The sequence below is a fragment of the Micromonospora sp. CPCC 205546 genome (assembly GCF_036902715.1).
Classification (GTDB): Bacteria; Actinomycetota; Actinomycetes; order Mycobacteriales; family Micromonosporaceae; genus Micromonospora.
The window spans coordinates 26,186-44,684 of record NZ_JBAKHL010000054.1 but is presented as its reverse complement, the minus strand read 5'-3'; the positions used below and the strand labels follow the sequence as shown (position 1 = coordinate 44,684).

The 18,499-nt window shown below is 72.0% G+C and carries 22 protein-coding genes and 1 pseudogene; 16 read left to right on the top strand and 7 right to left on the bottom strand.

The annotated features are described in order from the left end of the window. The first annotated feature begins 298 nt into the window (after nucleotides 1-298). From V6U77_RS22710 to V6U77_RS22670, 9 genes are all read left to right on the top strand, one after another. Nucleotides 299-430: a hypothetical protein gene (locus V6U77_RS22710; protein ID WP_269458982.1), complete on the top strand. Its 132-nt coding sequence runs from the start codon at nucleotides 299-301 to the stop codon at nucleotides 428-430. 146 nt (nucleotides 431-576) lie between these two features. After that, on the top strand, nucleotides 577-1,059 hold the full coding sequence (locus V6U77_RS22705; protein WP_334608628.1) for a hypothetical protein: 483 nt from the start codon (nucleotides 577-579) through the stop codon (nucleotides 1,057-1,059). A 132-nt stretch (nucleotides 1,060-1,191) separates the two neighbouring features. Next, nucleotides 1,192-1,389 carry a hypothetical protein gene (locus V6U77_RS22700; RefSeq protein ID WP_334608627.1) on the top strand — a complete coding sequence of 66 codons (198 nt, stop codon included), beginning with the start codon at nucleotides 1,192-1,194 and terminating at the stop codon, nucleotides 1,387-1,389. Further along, nucleotides 1,386-1,595, top strand: coding sequence for a hypothetical protein (locus V6U77_RS22695; RefSeq protein WP_334608626.1), 210 nt, complete (start codon nucleotides 1,386-1,388; stop codon nucleotides 1,593-1,595). The genes V6U77_RS22700 and V6U77_RS22695 overlap by 4 nt, the downstream gene beginning before the upstream one ends. An 80-nt stretch (nucleotides 1,596-1,675) precedes the next feature. After that, nucleotides 1,676-2,251 carry a hypothetical protein gene (locus tag V6U77_RS22690; protein WP_334608625.1) on the top strand — a complete coding sequence of 192 codons (576 nt, stop codon included), beginning with the start codon at nucleotides 1,676-1,678 and terminating at the stop codon, nucleotides 2,249-2,251. After that, nucleotides 2,251-2,490, top strand: a complete 240-nt coding sequence (locus tag V6U77_RS22685) for a hypothetical protein (protein WP_334608624.1) — start codon at nucleotides 2,251-2,253, stop codon at nucleotides 2,488-2,490. The genes V6U77_RS22690 and V6U77_RS22685 overlap by 1 nt, the downstream gene beginning before the upstream one ends. Before the next feature lie 128 nt (nucleotides 2,491-2,618). Then, nucleotides 2,619-2,912: a hypothetical protein gene (locus tag V6U77_RS22680; RefSeq protein WP_334608622.1), complete on the top strand. Its 294-nt coding sequence runs from the start codon at nucleotides 2,619-2,621 to the stop codon at nucleotides 2,910-2,912. Between the two features lie 46 nt (nucleotides 2,913-2,958). Continuing rightward, complete coding sequence (locus V6U77_RS22675; protein ID WP_334608620.1) at nucleotides 2,959-3,153, top strand: hypothetical protein; 195 nt, start codon at nucleotides 2,959-2,961, stop codon at nucleotides 3,151-3,153. Nucleotides 3,154-3,981: 828 nt separating this feature from the next. Continuing rightward, nucleotides 3,982-4,155, top strand: a complete 174-nt coding sequence (locus tag V6U77_RS22670; RefSeq protein WP_334608619.1) for a hypothetical protein — start codon at nucleotides 3,982-3,984, stop codon at nucleotides 4,153-4,155. Between the two features lie 721 nt (nucleotides 4,156-4,876). On the opposite strand, the pseudogene V6U77_RS22665 reads toward V6U77_RS22670, so the two are convergent. The 3 genes and pseudogenes from V6U77_RS22665 to V6U77_RS22655 form a co-directional block, all read right to left on the bottom strand. After that, nucleotides 4,877-5,854 (bottom strand): annotated as a pseudogene (locus V6U77_RS22665) (HEAT repeat domain-containing protein); the annotation flags it as partial. Further along, nucleotides 5,848-6,525, bottom strand: a complete 678-nt coding sequence (locus tag V6U77_RS22660) for a HEAT repeat domain-containing protein (protein WP_334608618.1) — start codon at nucleotides 6,523-6,525, stop codon at nucleotides 5,848-5,850. The pseudogene V6U77_RS22665 and the gene V6U77_RS22660, both read right to left, overlap by 7 nt. Before the next feature lie 540 nt (nucleotides 6,526-7,065). Further along, nucleotides 7,066-7,248 carry a hypothetical protein gene (locus V6U77_RS22655; RefSeq protein ID WP_334608617.1) on the bottom strand — a complete coding sequence of 61 codons (183 nt, stop codon included), beginning with the start codon at nucleotides 7,246-7,248 and terminating at the stop codon, nucleotides 7,066-7,068. Between the two features lie 179 nt (nucleotides 7,249-7,427). Between V6U77_RS22655 and V6U77_RS22650 the strand changes: the two genes are divergently transcribed. Further along, complete coding sequence (locus tag V6U77_RS22650) at nucleotides 7,428-7,667, top strand: winged helix-turn-helix domain-containing protein (protein WP_334608615.1); 240 nt, start codon at nucleotides 7,428-7,430, stop codon at nucleotides 7,665-7,667. Nucleotides 7,668-7,718: 51 nt separating this feature from the next. Here V6U77_RS22650 and msrA read toward each other — a convergent pair whose 3' ends face one another. Continuing rightward, the gene (gene msrA, locus V6U77_RS22645; protein WP_334608614.1) at nucleotides 7,719-8,381 is read right to left on the bottom strand and encodes a peptide-methionine (S)-S-oxide reductase MsrA; all 663 of its coding nucleotides are present in this window, start codon (nucleotides 8,379-8,381) and stop codon (nucleotides 7,719-7,721) included. A gap of 254 nt (nucleotides 8,382-8,635) precedes the next feature. Further along, complete coding sequence (locus V6U77_RS22640) at nucleotides 8,636-9,046, bottom strand: HIT family protein (protein WP_334608613.1); 411 nt, start codon at nucleotides 9,044-9,046, stop codon at nucleotides 8,636-8,638. Nucleotides 9,047-9,218: 172 nt separating this feature from the next. Here V6U77_RS22640 and V6U77_RS22635 point away from each other — a divergent pair, with 172 nt between their 5' ends. From V6U77_RS22635 to ilvA, 3 genes are read left to right on the top strand one after another with little or no spacing between them, the layout of a single operon-like run. Continuing rightward, nucleotides 9,219-10,361 carry a cystathionine gamma-synthase gene (locus V6U77_RS22635; protein ID WP_334608611.1) on the top strand — a complete coding sequence of 381 codons (1,143 nt, stop codon included), beginning with the start codon at nucleotides 9,219-9,221 and terminating at the stop codon, nucleotides 10,359-10,361. 16 nt (nucleotides 10,362-10,377) lie between these two features. Further along, nucleotides 10,378-11,775: an amidase gene (locus V6U77_RS22630; RefSeq protein ID WP_334608610.1), complete on the top strand. Its 1,398-nt coding sequence runs from the start codon at nucleotides 10,378-10,380 to the stop codon at nucleotides 11,773-11,775. A gap of 49 nt (nucleotides 11,776-11,824) precedes the next feature. Beyond that, a complete protein-coding gene (gene ilvA / locus V6U77_RS22625; protein ID WP_334608609.1) occupies nucleotides 11,825-13,045 on the top strand; it encodes a threonine ammonia-lyase in 1,221 nt (406 codons plus the stop codon). A gap of 225 nt (nucleotides 13,046-13,270) precedes the next feature. Here ilvA and greA read toward each other — a convergent pair whose 3' ends face one another. Both greA and V6U77_RS22615 read right to left on the bottom strand, forming a co-directional pair. Then, entirely contained in the window at nucleotides 13,271-13,768 is a 498-nt protein-coding gene (gene greA, locus V6U77_RS22620; RefSeq protein ID WP_334608608.1) for a transcription elongation factor GreA, read from the bottom strand. A 155-nt stretch (nucleotides 13,769-13,923) separates the two neighbouring features. Continuing rightward, nucleotides 13,924-14,358: a DUF4307 domain-containing protein gene (locus V6U77_RS22615; protein ID WP_334608607.1), complete on the bottom strand. Its 435-nt coding sequence runs from the start codon at nucleotides 14,356-14,358 to the stop codon at nucleotides 13,924-13,926. Nucleotides 14,359-14,546: 188 nt separating this feature from the next. On the opposite strand from V6U77_RS22615, the gene mca reads away from it, so the two are divergent. From mca to V6U77_RS22600, 3 genes are all read left to right on the top strand, one after another. Beyond that, on the top strand, nucleotides 14,547-15,428 hold the full coding sequence (mca, locus tag V6U77_RS22610; protein ID WP_334608606.1) for a mycothiol conjugate amidase Mca: 882 nt from the start codon (nucleotides 14,547-14,549) through the stop codon (nucleotides 15,426-15,428). A gap of 48 nt (nucleotides 15,429-15,476) precedes the next feature. Continuing rightward, nucleotides 15,477-15,770 carry a hypothetical protein gene (locus V6U77_RS22605; RefSeq protein ID WP_334608605.1) on the top strand — a complete coding sequence of 98 codons (294 nt, stop codon included), beginning with the start codon at nucleotides 15,477-15,479 and terminating at the stop codon, nucleotides 15,768-15,770. A gap of 214 nt (nucleotides 15,771-15,984) precedes the next feature. Continuing rightward, entirely contained in the window at nucleotides 15,985-18,480 is a 2,496-nt protein-coding gene (locus V6U77_RS22600; protein WP_334608630.1) for a putative bifunctional diguanylate cyclase/phosphodiesterase, read from the top strand. Nucleotides 18,481-18,499: the final 19 nt, after the last annotated feature.

The following is an 18,499-nucleotide window of genomic DNA, read 5'->3' as shown; positions in this document are numbered from 1 at the left end:
CGGGGCATCGGGTTTTGGTCGATTTGCTGTCTTACCTGGAGCCTCGCCCTCATCGATCCCCGGGCTACGCACACCGCCCCTGACCTGCAAGGTCAGGATGAAAAAGGCTCAGTACAAGCCCCCCGCACGACCACCGCCCGAGACGGGCGGACCCCGCGCACCGCGACGACCGGCAACCCGTCCGCGCGCACCCCGACCCGCCCGGTCATGAGTGAGCCGATCTTGGTTGCCGCCAGGAGATCGGCCCACCCATGTCCGGGCGGTCTCGCCGTCTACCACTGCCCAGAGTGGAGGAACCATGACCGCCCCGACGATCACCCGCCGCACCACCGCGACCCGGCCCCGGCCACTGACTGACGAAGCCACCACCGCGTTCCGCGCGAACGTGGCCGACTACCTGGCGCACCGCGCCGCCCGCCTGTCCCGATAGGGCAGCCCCCCGCACCGCGTGTATGCGACACACACGGCGCGGCCAGCAACACCGAAAAGCCAACGCCCCGGGCGTTGTGGGAGGTCGCATCTCCCACAACGACCGGGGCGGTTTTCGTTGCCCTGCAACCGATTAGAGGTGACCCCGTGGACGCATACCGATACGGCGACGAGATGACGCCGGCCGCCCGCTCCGCAGCCTGGGCCATCGAGACCTGGCTAACCGACCTGGAAACGTTCCGCTGGCTGATCGGCCGGTTCACGGAAGGCCCGGCGCTCTTCGAGGCGTACCTCTCCACCCTGGAAACGCTCAACTACGACGCTGACCCGGTGCTGATGACCGGTGCCCCCGGTGGCATGTTCGCCGACACGCAGATGATCGGCGCTCGCGTGGCCGTCAAGCGCGGCCCGGCCGTTGGCGAGATCATGCCCGCCGGCCGCAAGACGTTCGCCGCCGTCGCACGCGAATACCTCATGAGCGCCGTAGTCCACGGGAAGCGCGGATGGATGGGCATGCATCTCTGGCGGGGTGCCCCGATCTACACCGACCGCACCCGCCGCGAGCGCCTGATCATGCGCGACCGCACGTACACCCGGCCCGGCGATCGTCCGCTGTGGGAGCGGCTGTGATGCGGCAGCTCATGCACACGCTCGCCCGCCTGGCCGCTGCGTGCCTGGCACCGTCGCCGCTCGGCCGCCTGACGCCGCAGACCTGGAGGGCCCCCGTTGAGCGCCGCTCTACACCCGCTTGGAGTCTCCCCGATGCCTAACCCGCTGACCGCCATTCACGTCTCGCCCGAGCGCCGGCACGAGCTGATGATGGCATCCGACTTCCGCTGTGAGGCCAACGGATGCGGCCACCGGGCCGCGTACGTAGCGATCCTCTCGACCGGCGAGATCGGCACGGCGTGCGGCGTCTGCGCCACCCCGCCCCGCGCCACCCTCGGGGTGGCCGGATGAACAACCGTGACCGCCGCCGGGCCGCCGAGTTCGCAGCCCTGATGGCCGCCCGCGACGCCCGCGCAGCCGACCCCCGCAACGTCCGCCACGCCGCCCGCAACCGCGACGAGTGGCAGCGCCACCGCGCGCACGTCTCGCTGTGGCCGGTCCCCGGCTGCCTCGTCTGTGAAGAGGCCACCCGCGACCACGACCCGTTCGCCAACTGATCCACCACCGCCGCCGGTCGGTCACCGGCTACCCCTCGCTCGGAAACGCGGAGACGCCCGAGCAACGGAAGAGTTCCCCCGTGTCTAACGTCCAGTTCCCCAACCTCGACACCGCCGTCACGCAGACCAGCCAAGGCACCGAGCACCTCGCCAAGCCTGGCCGCCGCGCGCCGCACCTGCCGCCGTTCGTTGACGAGATCGCCGCCGAGGTGCCCGAGGTGGCCGCCGCGCTCGACAAGCTGACCGCCGCCGTTGAGGCACTGGAGGCGTCCGCCGACAAGATGGACGACCTGGCCGACGAGTACGCCGACGACAAGGCCGAGGTGAAGGCCGCCGCGCTGGCCGGCAAGGTGAGGCAGCCCAAGCCGGACGTGTTCTGGGAGGCCCGCCGCGATGAGATCATCGCCGCGCACCGCGCCCTGATGCCGCCGGCTGTGAACGCTCAGTTTGCGCTGGTCGAGGTGGTGACCCCGTACGTCGAGGAGCGCAAGGAGCGCGACCGGGACGAGATCCGCAAGATGGCCGACCGGCTGGCCGTGCTGATCCTCCGGTCGACCAAGTACAACGCGCACACCAACGTCGTTGACGGCTTCCGGCGTCTGGGCAGCGTGGATGACCTCCTGCGCGCGCTGCGTGTGATTGCGAGTGGTTCCTGATGAACCAGCGATACGACGCCGCCGGCCACCCGATGACCGAAGCCGAGGCCGCCGCCTGGGATGCCGAGGTGGCCGCGACCGCCGCCGCCATCCGGGCCGAGCAGGAGGCCGCCGAGCAGCCCGAGCTTGCGCGGTCCGCCGAGGACATCCGCCGGATGGCCCGCCAGATCCGAGGCTATGAGAGCGGAACGCCCGACCACATCGCAGAGATCGTCAAGCAGATTCGGGGGCCGTTCTGATGAGCAAGCAACGCCACGACATCGGTTGGAAGAAGGCCAACCGCGAGGGTGCGCCGACCTGAGGCCGCGCCGCCGCCGAGCGACGCAAGGCAGCCAAGGCCGCTCGTGCGGCTGTCCTGCTGGCCCGTGTGGAGACAGCGACGCTGGCCGCCGAGTGGGACGAAGAGTTCCACATCCGCGAGCGTGCCCGCGCCGCTGGCGTCCTGGTGGCCGAGGAGCCGCAGCGGGCCCCCGAGCCTGAGCCGCAGTCGGTAACCCCCACGCGGGCGTGCCGCCACTGCGGCGAGCCGTTCCCGGTGCAGGGGGAGGGCCGGTGGCGCTACTGCTCCAACGCCTGCCGCGCCGCCGACCGCCCGAGTGCGCCGCCCGCGCAGGGGTCGATGCGTGACCGCCCGCATCGGACCCTGCTGGGCAGCAAGTGAACAACCCGGCCCCCGCCATTCCGACCGCCCTGGGGAGGTGAACGCGATGAATCTGGATTACGCCATGGCGAATTTCTTCTATGCCGTGGAGAGGTCCGGCCGGTCCCGTACCGTCCGCCGGGCCGGCATGACCGACGGGGAGTATTACCGTGCCGAAGTAGCGGCAGGCACGCCGGAGGAATTGGCCCGGCGACTTGCCGGCCTGCCCCCGATTGAGCAGGGTAGCGACGAGAATGCGTGAGTAATGTGGTTGGTGTGTGTGCCTTGTTGCTTATCGGCAAGGCGCACACATCGATACGCCTTTGCCCACGCTGTCGACGCCGCACCATTCTTGCAGGCGAGCTAATGTGTGCTGTTTGCTGGTATGAATTGCAGTTGAGCTAATTAGCTAATGGTAAACGTGCAAGCGAACGCATCACATCGTTCCTTTATGGAGATGTGCGTGTGCGTTCGCCGCGCTGCGCGAGCAGTCGCGCAGGGGTGGGGGCCGCCTTCCCTCCACCCCCACCAAAGCCCTCCCGGTAGGCATGGCGCGTTACTGTCGGCCCGAATCTGTTTGGCATTACCAAAAACCCAAAAACCATTCCATAGAAAGGAAATGGGCATGAATGCGAACCACGGTGGAGGCGCCGAGCCTGGCCATATCGACCCCGCAACCGCTACTCGACTCGCCCAGCTCGCCGGCCGTCGCTCCCGATTGATCATGCGCCACATCACCGGCGCCGGCCAACAATGTTGTCGAATTGGGCAGTGGCCCAGCGATAACGCGGACCTTTTCACGCTAGACATAAAGGAGCTAACCGGCACCGCGGTCGCTATGGAATGGGGCACCGAGCGCGCTGAGATTGGCAGCCTCAGGGACATCGTCCATATGGCAATCCGTCCGCATCGTTTGATTATGCCCGGCCGGCCGCTTATGACGACGATCCCGAGAAATTGGCCGCGATTGCCGAGCGCGAGCTACGTGAGGAAATGACCGTCCGGTCGGTCGCCTGGCAAGCGTCGTACAAAGCATCCACTTTTGCCCGAGCCGTGGAGATGCGCCGCGCCAACCGACGGGAGGCCCTGCGTGGACACTAGGCACTGCCCACAGTGCAACACCGCCCGCTCGCTGTCGGCGTTCGGCACCGACCGGCGCACCCTCGACGGCTTCCGCCGGCTGTGCCGGTCGTGCCGTGCGGAGAATCGGCGCATCCACACCACCACCCAGCGCAACCTGAGCCGCCGGGACCGCGCCGCATGAGCCGCCCGGACGATCCCGTCCAGAGACCGGCCCGGCCCGATCGGACCGGTCAAGTGACCGCCCCTGCGCCGGCCGCCCGGCACTGCCCCGGCTGTGATCGGACGCTGCCGCCGGCCGCGTTCGGCCGCGACGGACGCACGGCGGACGGATGGCACCGCTCATGCAAGACATGCCGCCGGCTGCCCGCCCGGCAAGCCCGCATCCGGCACGGCGGCGCCCGGCCGAGCTAGGGAGGCGCCCGCCGACCCGCCCCGCACGGTCAACGGAATCCGTCGACCGTCCCGTCGTCACGCCGTCCCGCCGTCCCGCGCGCACCGCCGCGCCCCGCCATCGTGACCGAGATGATGACCGCCATTCGCGCGCTGCCGGCCACCGAGCTGCCCCGGGTCGTGGAGACGTACACCGCTGGCGCATGCGCGTGCGAGGGTGGCGCGGTCGACCCCGACGACGCCGGGCACTGTGCATTCTGCCGCGTGCCGAGGCCGGACCACCGCCGGTCTGCTAATTAGGCCCGACGGACCACGCACTCATCTGCCGATGAGCGAGTATCTTGCGGGTCGCTCTGGTCTCGGAGACGAGGCGGCGGCACGGTAGGAAGCACTCATGTCGTGTCCGGATCGGCGGGCCGGTCTGCGTGGGGACGCGGTGGACCGATTCGACGTTTACTAATCTGCGGCGTCTTGTTCTCGTCGATCGACCGTTCTTCGAGCACCTTCACGAGGGCCGAAGCGGTGAGGGCCACAGGCCGATCATCGTCGTGGGCCAGGTGCCGCAGGACGTTCAGCGCAATGGTCCCCGGCATCTCGGCGAGTGCCTGAGCCAGTCGCATCCGCACCGCCGAGTCCGCGGTGTGTGCGGCGAGTTCGTCGACCAGCGCACCCATGATCCGGTCTGCCCACTTCGCGTCCCGCGCCAACGTTCCCAGCAACTCGGCCGCCTCGACATCGTTCGGGCCCTCGACCACTATGCCGAGGAGCGTCGGCACGGCTCGGGTCACGCCCCGTGCACCAAGTGCGAGAGCAGCATGTCTGCGGATCGTCGTGTCCGTGTCCCCGAGCGCGTCCGTGAGCGTCGCGGTCGCCTCGTCGTCGGGTAGCTCGGCGAGCGCCAGGACCGCACGCCGTCGGACATCAACGCCGTCGGAGGCCATGCCGGATGCCAGGCTCGCCACACGGTCACCGCCGGCCAGCGCGAGGGCCCACCGCAGGGCCCCAGCAACGTTCGGATCGGATTCGGCGAGGACCGCCTCGGTCAGCACCTCGACGGGAACCGACGCGTGCTCGGCCGGGGCCAGGACGGCCTGCTGTCGCCGCGCGGCACTCTGGGAACCCAGTCCTTTCAGGAGCTCGACGATGCGCGCGACGTCCTGCCAGCCGGCGGGCTCGGCCGCATCGACCGTTCGCAGCCGTTCGAGGAGCTCGTGCTCCCGGTTCAGTCGTTCCTCGGTCTCTCGGATGAGGTCGCCGACCAGCGCGGACGGTGTGAATCCGGGATCGTCGAGAGCGCGTGCGATCTGACGCAGCGACAGTCCCAGAGACCGCAGACCCTCCACATAAAAGATCCGCCGGAGGTCTTCGGGGGTGTACTCCCGGTAGCCACCCACGGTACGGCCGGTCGGCCGCACCAGCCCGAGGGAGTCGTAGTGCCTGAGCATCCGGGCGCTCACCCCCGAGCGGCGCGCCACCTCACCGATCAGCACGCAGTCGTCTCCTCCCGGCCCGGACCGAGCGCAACGACCCGTCTCGCTTCATCGACGGCGAGGTCGAACGCGGCATCCGGGTCGCGCAGAAGCCGCTCCGTCGCGCTTGCATGCGCACGTACCGCCGGGTCGTGATGGATCATCGCCGTCTGCAGGACCGGCTCGACCACGTCGCCGAGCGCCACGAGGGTACGGCTCAGGCTCAGCCGTACCTCCCGGTCGCCGCGACCAAACTGCCTGGCCAGTTCCGCAGCCAGCGCCTCCTTTTCCTCGTCGGGCACGAGAACGACGGCAGCGCGCCACGCAGTCCGCGCGACCTCGTCGTCGGCGTCGTGCAGCAATGATCGCGTGATCGCGGGCCACGCGCTGCTGTCCCCGATCTTGGACAGGGTATGCAACGCCTGGCTGCGGGCCTGTGCGCGTCCGGACCGCAGCTCCGCGCGTAGCTTCGGAACCGTGATCTCCGACGGGAGACGGGTCAGCGCCCACGTGAGCATGTCGCGCACGAAAAAGTCCGGCTCGATCGCGCACCGCGCCACGAGCACATCGACGAAACCGGGCTCGGGATGCGTACCGATTGCCAGCGCCGCCTTCAGCCGCGTCGACGAGTTCCCACCGGTCAATGCGTCGAGCGGCCGCGTGTCCTGTGAATACCTGTGTGCCGAGTTCATGGGGCACCACCTCCGACAGCCCAGTCAAAACCCTGTCACAGTGGCAATGTCAAGTTCACGGGCGAGACGCCGCAGACATCGGCGCACCCTACGACCACCTCCCGAGCCTTTGCTTGGCGAATGCACTCTTCTGCTGCGATGCGCGCTCATGGCGGAGTTGAGCGCGCTGCCCCGTCGGCCCGCCCGCCTCGCTCGCCGCGATGGCTCGCCCCGCTTGGCCCCCGCTAGCGACCGGCACGGCCGAGACGCGAGGGTGACGGTCGTAGACCACGGCAGGCGACCGGCGTACCCATGTGCGCAGTTGGCGGGTATTGAGGAAGCCCCCGTCGCCTCCGCACATGGGGCCACGAAAAGCTCCAATGACCTGCGGACCAGGAAAGAACGAGATCATGAGCACCGCCGTCACGAGGCCCGGCCGCCGCGACACTGCCGAGCCGACACAGGACTCCGCCGCCCTCGCGCTATACCTTCTCCCGCCCGCTTGACCACAGACACAACGAAACCCCCGGTGCCTACATGGGTACCGGGGGTTTCGTCGTTTCAGGCCCGCTGGCACCTCGACGCGTGCAGCTCGATCGCCTCGGTCAGTTCGGAGAGCGCCGTACATCGCTCTGCCGCGACCGCCTCGCCGCACTCGCCGCACTCCACCCGCCCGACCCACAGCGGCCACCGCCACCCGTTGATGTCGACCGGCACTCGTAGCGGTTTCTCTTCGGACAGCATCGGCACCCCTCCAGAAACGGAACGGGACGCCCCGCCGCTTGCCAGGCGACGGGACGCCCCTCGTGCGTGCAGCGACCCGCGCCGCCGTCACGGCTACCGCTGATCGCGCCTTCACCTGGCAACCTAGTGCCAGCAGTGCGACCAGAGCAAGTAGTGCCAGGGGTGTAAGTAGGGCATGCATGGGAACGCGCGACCCTGTGCGTGTGCCGATCCCTCATACCGCCCGAGAGATCGAGGCCGACCTAACCCGTCGGATCGGGGCCGGAGAGTTCCGGCCCGGCTCGCGCCTGCCGACGTATGACGGGTTGGCCGAGGAATATGGCAGCGCCCGCCGGACCGTCGCCCGTGCGGTGGACGCGCTCAAGGCTCGTGGCCTGGTCGTCGGGGTGCCGGGGTCCGGCGTCTACGTGTCCGAATAGCCCCCGGCCGCCCGCTCTCTGCAGCGGCGGCCGGGGGTGTGTTTTCGCTGCTCAGTCGCCCATGCGGGCAACCCCCACGGGGCACGTCATACCGTTCGGGCCAATACCACACCATCCGTTAGGATTCTTCGTCGGGGCCAGGTACTGCTGGTGGTGGTCCTCGGCGAAGTAGTAGGCGCCGAGCCGCTCGATCTCCGTGGTGATCTCGCCCTTGCCGGCCCGCGCCACGACGGGCGCGAACGCGTCCCGGGACGCCTGCGCGGTGGCGAGCTGCTCGTCCGTGGTCACGTAGATCGTCGACCGGTACTGGGTGCCCACGTCGTTGCCCTGGCGCATGCCCTGCGTCGGGTCGTGGTTCTCCCAGAAGACCTTCAGCAGGTCCTCGTAGCTGATCGTGGCGGGGTCGTAGACCACCTGGACCACCTCGGCGTGCCCCGTCATCCCCGAGCACACCTCGTCGTAGGTCGGGTTGGGCGTGATGCCTCCCGCGTAGCCGGCGGACGTGGTGATCACCCCGGGCAGGGTCCAGAACAGCCGCTCGGCGCCCCAGAAGCAGCCCATGCCGAACACGGCCACCTGTGAGCCCTCCGGGAAGGGACCCTTCAGCGGGGTGCCCAGCACCTCGTGTCGGTCCGCGATCGGCATCGCGATCAGGCGACCGGGCAGGGCCTGGTCGGAGGTGGGCAGTTCGGCCTTCATGCGGCGCAGGAACACGGTGGGACTCCTCTCGTACCTCTCCCAGCGTGCAACACCGCCGGACCCGTCTTCCTTACCCGCTCCACCCGCGCTCAGACGGACGCGGGTGGACGGAGCGTGAGATGCAGCGTTGCCGGCGTAACGTCCATGGCGTCCTGATCACCGTTGGCACGTGCGTGGCCCCCGCCGCCGGGCGGCACGCTCGTGCGGGAGGAACGGGCGCGGGGGTCGCACCGTCAACCGGCGTATCAGGTGGCGGGGCGGTGGGCGGGTCACAGGGCTGCGGTGATCCGGGCGGCGTGGGCCTCGGCCTCGGCGTCGTCGGCGTAGCGGGTGCGCGGCCAGAAGAAGCCGCGCAGGCCGTCGCCCTTCGTCCGTGGCACCACGTGGGTGTGCAGGTGCGCGACGGACTGGGACACCCTGTTGTTCATCGCCACGAACGTCCCGCCGGCCCCCAGGCCGGTCTCCACGGCGACCGCGAGCCGCCGCACCAGGCCGAAGTAGCCGGGCAGCGCCTCGGCCGGCAGGTCGGCCAGGGTGACCAGATGCGTGCGCGGCACCACCAGCACGTGCCCCTTGAAGACCGGCCGGGTGTCCAGGAACGCCACCCCGTCCGGCTCGTCGGCGACCCGGAAGGCGGGGACGTCGCCCGTGACGATCCCGCAGAACACGCAGCCGCTCATCCGTCCAGGCTATGCCGGCAGCCCGGCGCGGGGGAGATCGCCCGTCCAGGCCATGCCGGCAGCCCGGCGCGGGGCAGGCCGCCCGTTCGGGCCACGGATCCGACACGTCGGGCGTGGGCCCGTACACGACCGTTGCGTTTCAGCCTTCGGGACGGGGCATTAGCCTCACGGGATGAGTCACGGCTTCGACACGCTCGCCATCCACGCCGGCCAGGACCCCGAGGCCCGCACCGGCGCGGTGATCCCACCGATCTACCAGACCAGCACCTACGCCCAGGACGCCGTCGGCGCGCCCCGGCTGGGCTACGAGTACAGCCGCTCCGGCAACCCGACCCGCGACGCCCTGCAGGAGTGCCTCGCCGCGCTGGAGGGCGGTCCCGTCGGTCTCGCCTTCGCCAGCGGCCTCGCCGCCGAGGACACCCTGCTGCGTACCGTCTGCAAGCCGGGCGACCACGTGGTGATCCCCGACGACGCGTACGGCGGCACGTACCGGCTCTTCGCCCGGGTGGCCGAGCGCTGGGGGCTGGACTTCACCCCGGCGAAGGTCTCCGACCCCGACGCGATCCGGGCCGCCGTCGAGCCGGGCCGGACCCGGATCGTCTGGGTGGAGACGCCCACCAACCCGCTGCTCGGCATCGCCGACATCGCCGCGCTGGCCGGCATCGCACACGACGCGGGCGCCCTGCTGGTCGTCGACAACACGTTCGCCTCGCCGTACCTCCAGCAGCCCATCGCGCACGGCGCCGACGTGGTGGTGCACTCCACCACCAAGTACATCGGCGGCCACTCCGACGTGGTCGGCGGCGCGCTGGTCGCGGCCGACGCCGGGCTCGGCGAGGAACTGCGCTACCACCAGAACGCCATGGGCGCGATCAACGGCCCCTTCGACGCGTGGCTCACCCTGCGCGGCATCAAGACCCTGGGCGTACGCATGGACCGGCACTGCGACAACGCCGAGCGGATCGCGGCCTACCTGGACGGGCACGCCAAGGTCGGCCAGGTCATCTACCCGGGGCTGCCCGCGCACCCGGGCCACGAGGTGGCCGCGAAGCAGATGCGCCGCTTCGGCGGCATGATCTCGTTCCGGGCCGCCGGCGGCGAGGAACACGCCGTCGAGATCTGCAACCGCACGCGGCTCTTCATCCTCGCCGAGTCGCTCGGCGGCGTGGAATCCCTGATCGAGCACCCCGGCCGGATGACACACGCAAGTGCTGCCGGCTCGCCGCTTGAAGTTCCCGGCGATCTCGTGCGACTGTCTGTCGGCATCGAGACGGTCGACGACCTGCTCGCCGATCTGGAGCAGGCGCTGGGCTGACCGCTGGTGAGGGAGGGTGGCCGTGCAGGACATCATGCCGACCTGGGTGGGGGCGACCGCCAAGCAGATCGCCCGGGGCGTGCGCAGGGGTGACGTCACGGCCACCCAGGTCGTCGCCGACCACCTGGACCACATCGCCCGGGTCGACGCCGACCTCGCCGCGTTCCGTGCGGTACGCGGCGGGGAGGCGATCACCGAGGCGGAGAAGGTCGACGAGCAGGAGGACCTGGCCAACCTCCCGTTGGCCGGGGTGCCGGTGGCGGTCAAGGAGAACACCGCCGTCGCCGGGCTGCCCACCTGGAACGGGTCGGCCGCGGTGCGTACGCCGGTGGCCGAGGCCGACCACGAGGTGGTCCGCCGGCTGCGCGGCGCCGGCGCGGTGATCCTCGGGGTGACCCGGATGCCGGAGCTCGGCCTGTGGGCCGTCACCGACGACGAGACCGCCGTGACCCGCAACCCCTGGGACACCCGGCGTACGCCCGGCGGCTCCTCCGGCGGGGCGGCCGCCGCCGTCGCGGCCGGCCTGGTGCCGATCGCCCACGGCAACGACGGCCTCGGCTCGATCCGCATCCCGGCCGCCTGCTGCGGCCTGGTCGGGCTCAAGCCGGGCCGGGGCGTGGTCCCGTGCCAGCTCGGCGCGGACGACTGGCTGGGCCTCACCGAGCACGGCATGCTGACCAGCACGGTCGCCGACGCGGCCGTGGGCTTCTCGGTGCTGGCCGGCCGCCGCCCGGACAAGCTGGTGCCGCCGCAGCGGCTGCGGGTGGGCGTCTCGCTCCGCTCGCCGGTGCGGGGCGTGCACGCCGACGCGCCCAACCGCGACGCGGTCGCCGCCGCCGGCCGGCTGCTCGCGGGAGCGGGCCACGACACCGTGCCGGCCGACCCGGTCTACCCGACGGCGCTGGGCCTGCAGGGCATCGCCACCTGGTTCGCCGCGGCGGCCGCCGACGTCCGCGCCGCCGGGCTCGACCGGCGCGGCCTCCAGCGGCGCAGCCGCCGGCACGTCGCCCTCGGCGAGTGGGCGCAGCGGCGCGGATACGTACGGGAGGCCGACCGGGCCGCCTGGCGCGAGCGTTCGATCGGCTTCTTCGCCGACCACTCGATCGACCTGCTGCTCACCCCCGCCCTGGCGACCGCGCCGCCGGAGGCCACGGCCTGGTCCGGCCGGGCCTGGCGGGCCAACATGCTGGCCAACATCCGCTACGCCCCGTTCGCCGCGCCGTGGAACATCGCCGGCCTGCCCGCGCTCGTGGTGCCGGTCGGCCGCCGCCCCGACGGGCTGCCGGTCGCCGTGCAGCTGATCGGTCCGCCCGGCAGCGAGCTGCTGCTCCTCGGCGTCGCCGGGCAGTTCGAGATGCAGGCCCCCTGGCCGCGCCACGCCCCCGGCTACCCCCGCATCCCCGCCCCCGTCTGAGAGGTGGCGTGCGCGCGTCGGCGCGGGGGGAGGGTGGCACGATCAGGGCATGACGGAACTGGTCGGTCTCGCCGACGTACGGGCCGCGCGGGAACTGCTCGCCGACGTCGTGCGCACCACCCCGCTCGAGCCCTCCCGTCCGCTCAGCGCGGCGCTGGGCGGGCCGACGTGGCTCAAGTGCGAGAACCTGCAACGCGCCGGCTCGTACAAGGTGCGCGGCGCGTACGTGCGGATCTCCCGGCTGTCGGAGGCGGAGCGGGCCGACGGCGTGGTCGCGGCGAGCGCCGGCAACCACGCCCAGGGGGTGGCGCTAGCCGCCGGCCTCGTCGGTACGCACGCCACGGTCTTCATGCCGGTGAACGCGCCGCTGCCGAAGGTGGCCGCCACCAAGGGGTACGGCGCCCAGGTCGAGCTGGTCGGCAACACCGTCGACGAGTCCCTGGTCGCGGCGCAGAACCACGCCGAGCGCACCGGGGCGACGCTGATCCACCCGTTCGACCACCGGGACGTGATCGCCGGTCAGGGCACCGTGGCCCTGGAGATCCTCGAACAGTGCCCCGAGGTCAGGACGATCATCACGGGGGTGGGCGGCGGCGGGCTGGTCTCCGGCATCGCGGTGGTGGCCAAGGCGCTGCGGCCCGACGTGCGGATCATCGGGGTGCAGGCGGCCGGTGCCGCGGCCTTCCCGCCCAGCCTGGCGGCCGGCGAGCCGGTACGCCTCCCGGCGTTCGGCACCATCGCGGACGGCATCGCGGTCGGCCGGCCGGGGGAACTCACGTTCACCCACGTGCGCAAGTTGGTGGACGAGATCGTCACGGTCTCCGAGGAGGACATCTCCCGCGCGCTGCTGATGCTGCTGGAGCGGGGCAAGCAGGTGGTCGAGCCGGCCGGCGCGGTCGGTGTGGCGGCCCTGCTGGCGGGCGTCGTCGAGGTGCAGGCGCCGGTGGTGGCGGTGCTCTCGGGGGGCAACATCGACCCGCTGCTGATGCTGCGGGTGATCGAGCACGGGCTCGCCGCCGCCGGGCGCTACCTGCGGGTGACCGTGCGCTGCTCCGACCGCCCGGGCCAGCTCGCGTCGCTGCTCGGGGAGATCGCCGAGCACCGGGCGAACGTGGTGGACGTGGAGCACCAGCGGGCCAATCCGCACCTGCGCCTGGGCGAGGTGGAGGTGGCCCTGTCGGTGGAGACCCGGGGTGTCGAGCACTCCGACACGCTGATCAGCGCGTTGCGGGCCAGCGGTTACCAGGTGGTCTTCGCCGGCGAGGCGTGACACCGGTCCCGGTGCCACGCCTCGCCGCGTCGCTCGTCGTCGCCCCCTGCGGGGCGGGTGCTGCGGGCGCCGCCGCTGCGGGGCGGGTGCCGGCGTCGCCGCTCACCGGGCGGATCCGGCGTCGCCGTCTGCCGGGCGGGTGCCGGCGCGGCCGTGCCGCCCGCTGGCCCGGGTCCGGTCGCGGTGCGACCGTGCCGCCCGCGTGGTCCTGGGCGGCGGCCGGGCTCAGCCCGAGAACGGCTCGAAGCTGACCACGGTCACCTTGATGTCGGCTCCGCTGGGGGCGGTGTAGGTGCAGGTCTGGCCGGCCCGGCCGCCCAGGATCGCCTGGCCCAGCGCCGACTCCGGGCTGTAGACCGTCAGGTCGGTGGTCGACGCGATCTCCCGGGAGCCGAGCAGGAAGGTCTCGGTGTCGTCCTTGTCGTCGTCGAAGTAGATCGTCACGACCATGCCGGGCGACACCACGTCGGCGGCCTGCGCGCCGCCCACCTTGGCGGTGCGGAGCAGCTCCTTGAGATAGAGGATGCGCCCTTCGGCCTTGCCCTGCTCCTCGCGGGCGGCGTGGTAGCCACCGTTCTCCCGCAGGTCGCCCTCCTCGCGCCGGGCGTTGATCTCGGCGGCGATGACCGGCCGGTTGGCGATCAGCTCGTCGAGCTCGCCCTGGAGCCGGTCGAACGCGTCCTGGGACAGCCAGGTGGCGGGCGCCTCGTTGCCAGTGGACACAGGCGGTCTCCTCGTTCGTGCGTGCTGGCTGACAGGTGAACTTCCAAGTTACCAGTGCGGCACGACACAGGGTGCGCTCGAGGACCGGGGCCGCCGCCGGCCCGTGAGGCCGGCGAGGGCGTCCGTGCCGGCCCGTCCGAACGCGTCGAGGCTGCTCAGGCCAGGGGCCGGCAGCGCAGCACCTCGCCGATGAAGGGCCGGGCGGTGGTAACCAGCCGGTGCTGCGTGGCCACCTGCCGCTGGCCGGGCGGGGCGGTCACCGTCACCTCTTCCCGGGCCACCTCGGCGCCGTCGCGGTCCCGGGCGCGCAGCAGGCAGACCGCCGATCCGCCCTCCGGCACGGTGACCCGGAAGTCGACCAGCACCTGGCGGTCGGTGATCCCGGTGTAGGTGATCACCTCGGCGTCGTAGTTCGGGTCGCCGTACTGCCGGTAGAGCCGCACCGCGACCAGGATCATGACCGCGACCATGACGACCGCCAGCAGCGCCACCAGCAGCGGCCGGCGCCGCCCCGGCTCCCGGCGACGGCCGTAGCGGCCCGGCGGGAAGGCGGGCGCGCCCGGCGGAAGTGTGGCGTGCGTCTCGGTCACCGCGGCGGATCTCCTGGCGTCGTTGTCGGGGGCATCGGCAAGAATGGCAGGGTTCCATCCTCCCAGCCCGTCCCGTCAAATATGACAGGTCGGCACCGGCAGGTCCCGGCGCGGGGGAGGATTCCGGCAGGTCAGCCGGGCGGTCCTGCGGGGGGTCCGCCGGCGGGCAGAGACGAGGAGCGCCGACGTTGGCAGAGCGACTGCGACTGATGGCCGTCCACGCACACCCTGACGACGAGTCGAGCAAGGGTGCCGCCACCATGGCGAAGTACGTCGCCGAGGGCGTGGACGTCCTGGTGGTCACGTGCACCGGCGGCGAGCGCGGCAGCGTGCTCAACCCGAAGATGGACCGCCCGGACGTCTGGGCCAACATCGCCGACGTCCGCCGGGCCGAGATGGACGCCGCGCGGGCGATCCTGGGCGTCGAGCAGGCGTGGCTCGGCTTCGTCGACTCCGGCCTGCCCGAGGGCGACCCGCTCCCGCCGCTGCCGGAGGGCTGCTTCGCCCTCCAGGACGTCGAGGTGGCGGCCGGCCCGCTGGTGCGGCTGATGCGCCAGTTCCGCCCGCACGTCGTCACGACCTACGACGAGGAGGGCGGCTACCCGCACCCGGACCACATCATGACCCACAAGGTCAGCGTGGCCGCGTTCGAGGCCGCCGGCGATCCGGGGCGCCACCCGGAGCTGGGCGAGCCGTGGCAGCCGCTCAAGCTCTACTACGACATCGGCTTCTCCAAGGGCAAGATCATGGCGCTGCACGAGACGCTGCTCGCCGCCGGCCTGAAGTCGCCCTACGAAGAGTGGATCAAGCGCTGGGAGGACCGCCCCGACAAGGGCCCCCGGATCACCACCCGGGTCGAGTGCGCCGACTACTTCCCGGTCCGCGACGACGCGCTGCGCGCCCACGCCACGCAGATCGACCCGGACGGCTTCTGGTTCCAGGTGCCGATGGACCTGCAGAGGCGCGCGTGGCCGACGGAGGACTTCGAGCTGGTGCGCTCGCTGGTCGACAGCCCGCTGCCCGAGTCCGACCTCTTCGCCGGGGTGCGCGAGACGGCCCATGTCCGCTGATCCGGGGCGGGGCTACCCTGGTCACCTACCGCACAACGGAGGAACGCCATGCTGACCGCCGCACAGGTGCTGGCCCAGAACAACTTCGGGGACACCCGCACGGGTGGCCTGGCCGGGCCGATGGGCCTCTTCCTCATCCTCGTTCTGGCCACCGCCACCGTCCTGCTGATCCGCAACATGAACTCCCGGCTGCGCCGACTGCCCGACCGGTTCTCCGAGCAGGGCCAGCAGGCGACCCCCGACCAGGCGGACGCGGCAGTCGTCGATCCGACAGAAGGCGCGCGGGCGCATGATTCATCCACCGCCGTCCCGACCGGGCGTCAGCAGCGTCGCAACGGCTAGTCCGCCGGTGATTCACGTCGAACCCGGCCAGCGCCCCCTGTTGCGGCCACCGGGTTTGCCTTAGCCTCTCGCCGGGGGACCAAGAGTTCCCGAGCCGTGCGCGGGAGGGGGCGCCGATGACCACCACACCTACGGCAGCCCGTCGTACCGGCGAGCGGCCCGCGGGCGGGGCGGCCCGGTGACCTCCGGCAGTGCCGGCGAGTCGACCGACCGGATCGGAGCCCGCGGCACCCCCGCGCGGCTGCTCCTGCTCACCGCCGCCGTCGCGCTCACCGCGCTCGTCACCGCCGGGCTCGGGTGGACCGCGCCGATCCGCCTTCCCGCCGACGACCCGCTCGGCGGGCCGGCCCGGTTCGGCCTCGCCGTCGCCGTGTTCGCCGTCGCCCAGCTGGCCCGGCTGCGGTTCCGCACCGCCGCCGGGATGGTGAGCATCACCTGGGGCGAGGCGGCGCTGATCATCTGCCTCTACCTGGCGCCGACCGGCTGGCTCCCCTCCGCCGCGCTCCTCGGCGCCGCCGTCGCCTGGTCGGCCATGTCGCTGCTCGGCGACCGACGGCCGGTGCTGGAGGTCGTCCGGATCACGGCCTCGCTGACCGCCGCCACCGCCCTGGCCGTCTCGGTCACCGCCGTGCTCGGCGAGCCGCTGCTGGCCACGCCGACCCCGGCGTTGGCCCTGGCCGTCCTCGCGGGCTCGGTCACCTACCTGCTCGCCACCGCCTGGCTCGGCGGTGCCAGCCTGGCGCTGCGTCACGGCGTCCCCCTCGGGCCCCCGCTGCTCGCCGCGCTGCGGGGCAAGCTGCTGATGTTCGTCGGAAACGTGGCCGTCGGCCTGGTCGTGGTGGCCCTGCTGGAACTCGACGCGCGCTGGTTGCTGCTGCTCCCACCGCCGCTCTGGCTGCTCCAGCAGACCTACCGCCACCGGCTGCGCGCCGAGGAGGAACGCCGCACCTGGCGGGCCTTCGCCGAGGCCACCGCCGCCCTCAACCAGCTCGACGAGCGGGGCGTCGCCGCCGCCGCCGTGACGGGCGCGCTGAGCCTGTTCAACGCCGAACTCGTCGACGTCGACGTGGCCCGCGGCGACGGGCGGTGGCGGCGCTACCGGGGCGATCCGGGCGGACAACTGGTCGACCGGGAAGTCGCGCCGCCCGGCCGGACCGAGTCGGAGCGGCACGAGCTGGTGCGCACCCTCACGGTCGGGGTCGCCCGGGTGGGCGAGCTGCGGGTCCGGTTCCCGCGCTGCGCGCCGCCGAGCGCCCGGGAACGCGACGCCGTGGCCGCGTTCGGCGACGCACTCGCCGCCGCCCTGCACGACGCCGCGACCCACCGGGAGCTGCGACTGGTCACCGCCCGCTCGTCGTACGAGGCGGTGCACGACCAGCTCACCGGGCTGGTGAACCGGTCGGCGATGCTCAGCAAGGGCGACCAGGCGCTGCGTCAGCTCGCCCACGACCACCCGGTCGCGCTGCTGCTGCTCGACATCGACCAGTTCAAGGAGGTCAACGACACCCTCGGGCACGCCGCCGGCGACCAGTTGCTGCGGTTGACAGCCAACCGGCTGGGCACCCTCGCCCGCCCCGGGGACCTGCTCGCCCGCCTCGGCGGCGACGAGTTCGCCCTGCTGCTGACGTCGGTCCCGGTGATCGGCGACCGGGCCGCCCCGATGGCGTACGCGCTGCGGCAGGCCCGCGAGATCGCCGAGCGGCTCGCCGCGCCGACCGAGGTCGCCGGGGTGCGGATGTCCGTCGAGGTCTCCGTCGGGGTGGTGGTCGCCGACGCCGGCACCGCCGACCTGACCGAGCTGCTGCGCCGGGCCGACATCGCCATGTACCAGGCCAAGGAGGGCGGCGGCAGCGTCGCCGCGTACGACTCCACCCGGGACGCCGCGAGCACCGACCAGCTGGCCCTGCTGGCCGAGCTGCGCGAGGCGCTGAAGACCGACGACCAGCTCGTGCTGGCGTTGCAGCCGGCGGTCGACCTGACCACCGGCGCCCCGACGGGGGTGGAGGCGCTGATCCGCTGGCGGCACCCGCGCCGGGGCTGGCTCGGGCCGCACGACTTCATCCGCCCCGTCGAGAACAGCGAGCAGCTCGGCACCTTCACCCGCTACGTGCTGGACAAGGCGCTGGCCGTCGCCGCCGGCTGGGCCCGGGACGGCCTCGACGTGCCGATCTCGGTCAACCTGTCGGCGCGTAGCCTGCTCGACCCCCGCCTGCCCACCGAGATCGCCGAGGCCCTGCGTCGGCACCAGGTGCGGCCGGACCGGCTGGTCCTGGAGATCACCGAGACGGTGGTGATGAGCGAGCTGGAGGTCATCGACGAGGTGCTCGCCACCCTGCGGTCGATGGGCGTGCAGCTCGCCGTCGACGACTTCGGCACGGGCTTCTCCTCGCTGACGTTCCTCACCCGGATCGCGGTGGACGAACTCAAGGTGGACCGTTCCTTCGTGATCCGGATGGCCGACTCGCCGGAGGCGGCGGCGATCGTGCGCACCACCGTCGGCCTCGCCCAGGAGCTGGGGCTGCGGGTGGTCGCCGAGGGCGTGGAGACCGCCGAGCAGCGCCTCGCCCTGGCCGAGCTGGGCTGCACCTCCGCCCAGGGCTACCACTTCTTCAAGCCGATGCCCGCCGACAAGATCGGCGCGGTGCTGGGCACCCTGCTCGACGGGGCCCGCCCCAACGTCTTCCCGCTGCGCGCCGACGGCGCCTCCTGACCCGTCCGCCCCCGCCTCG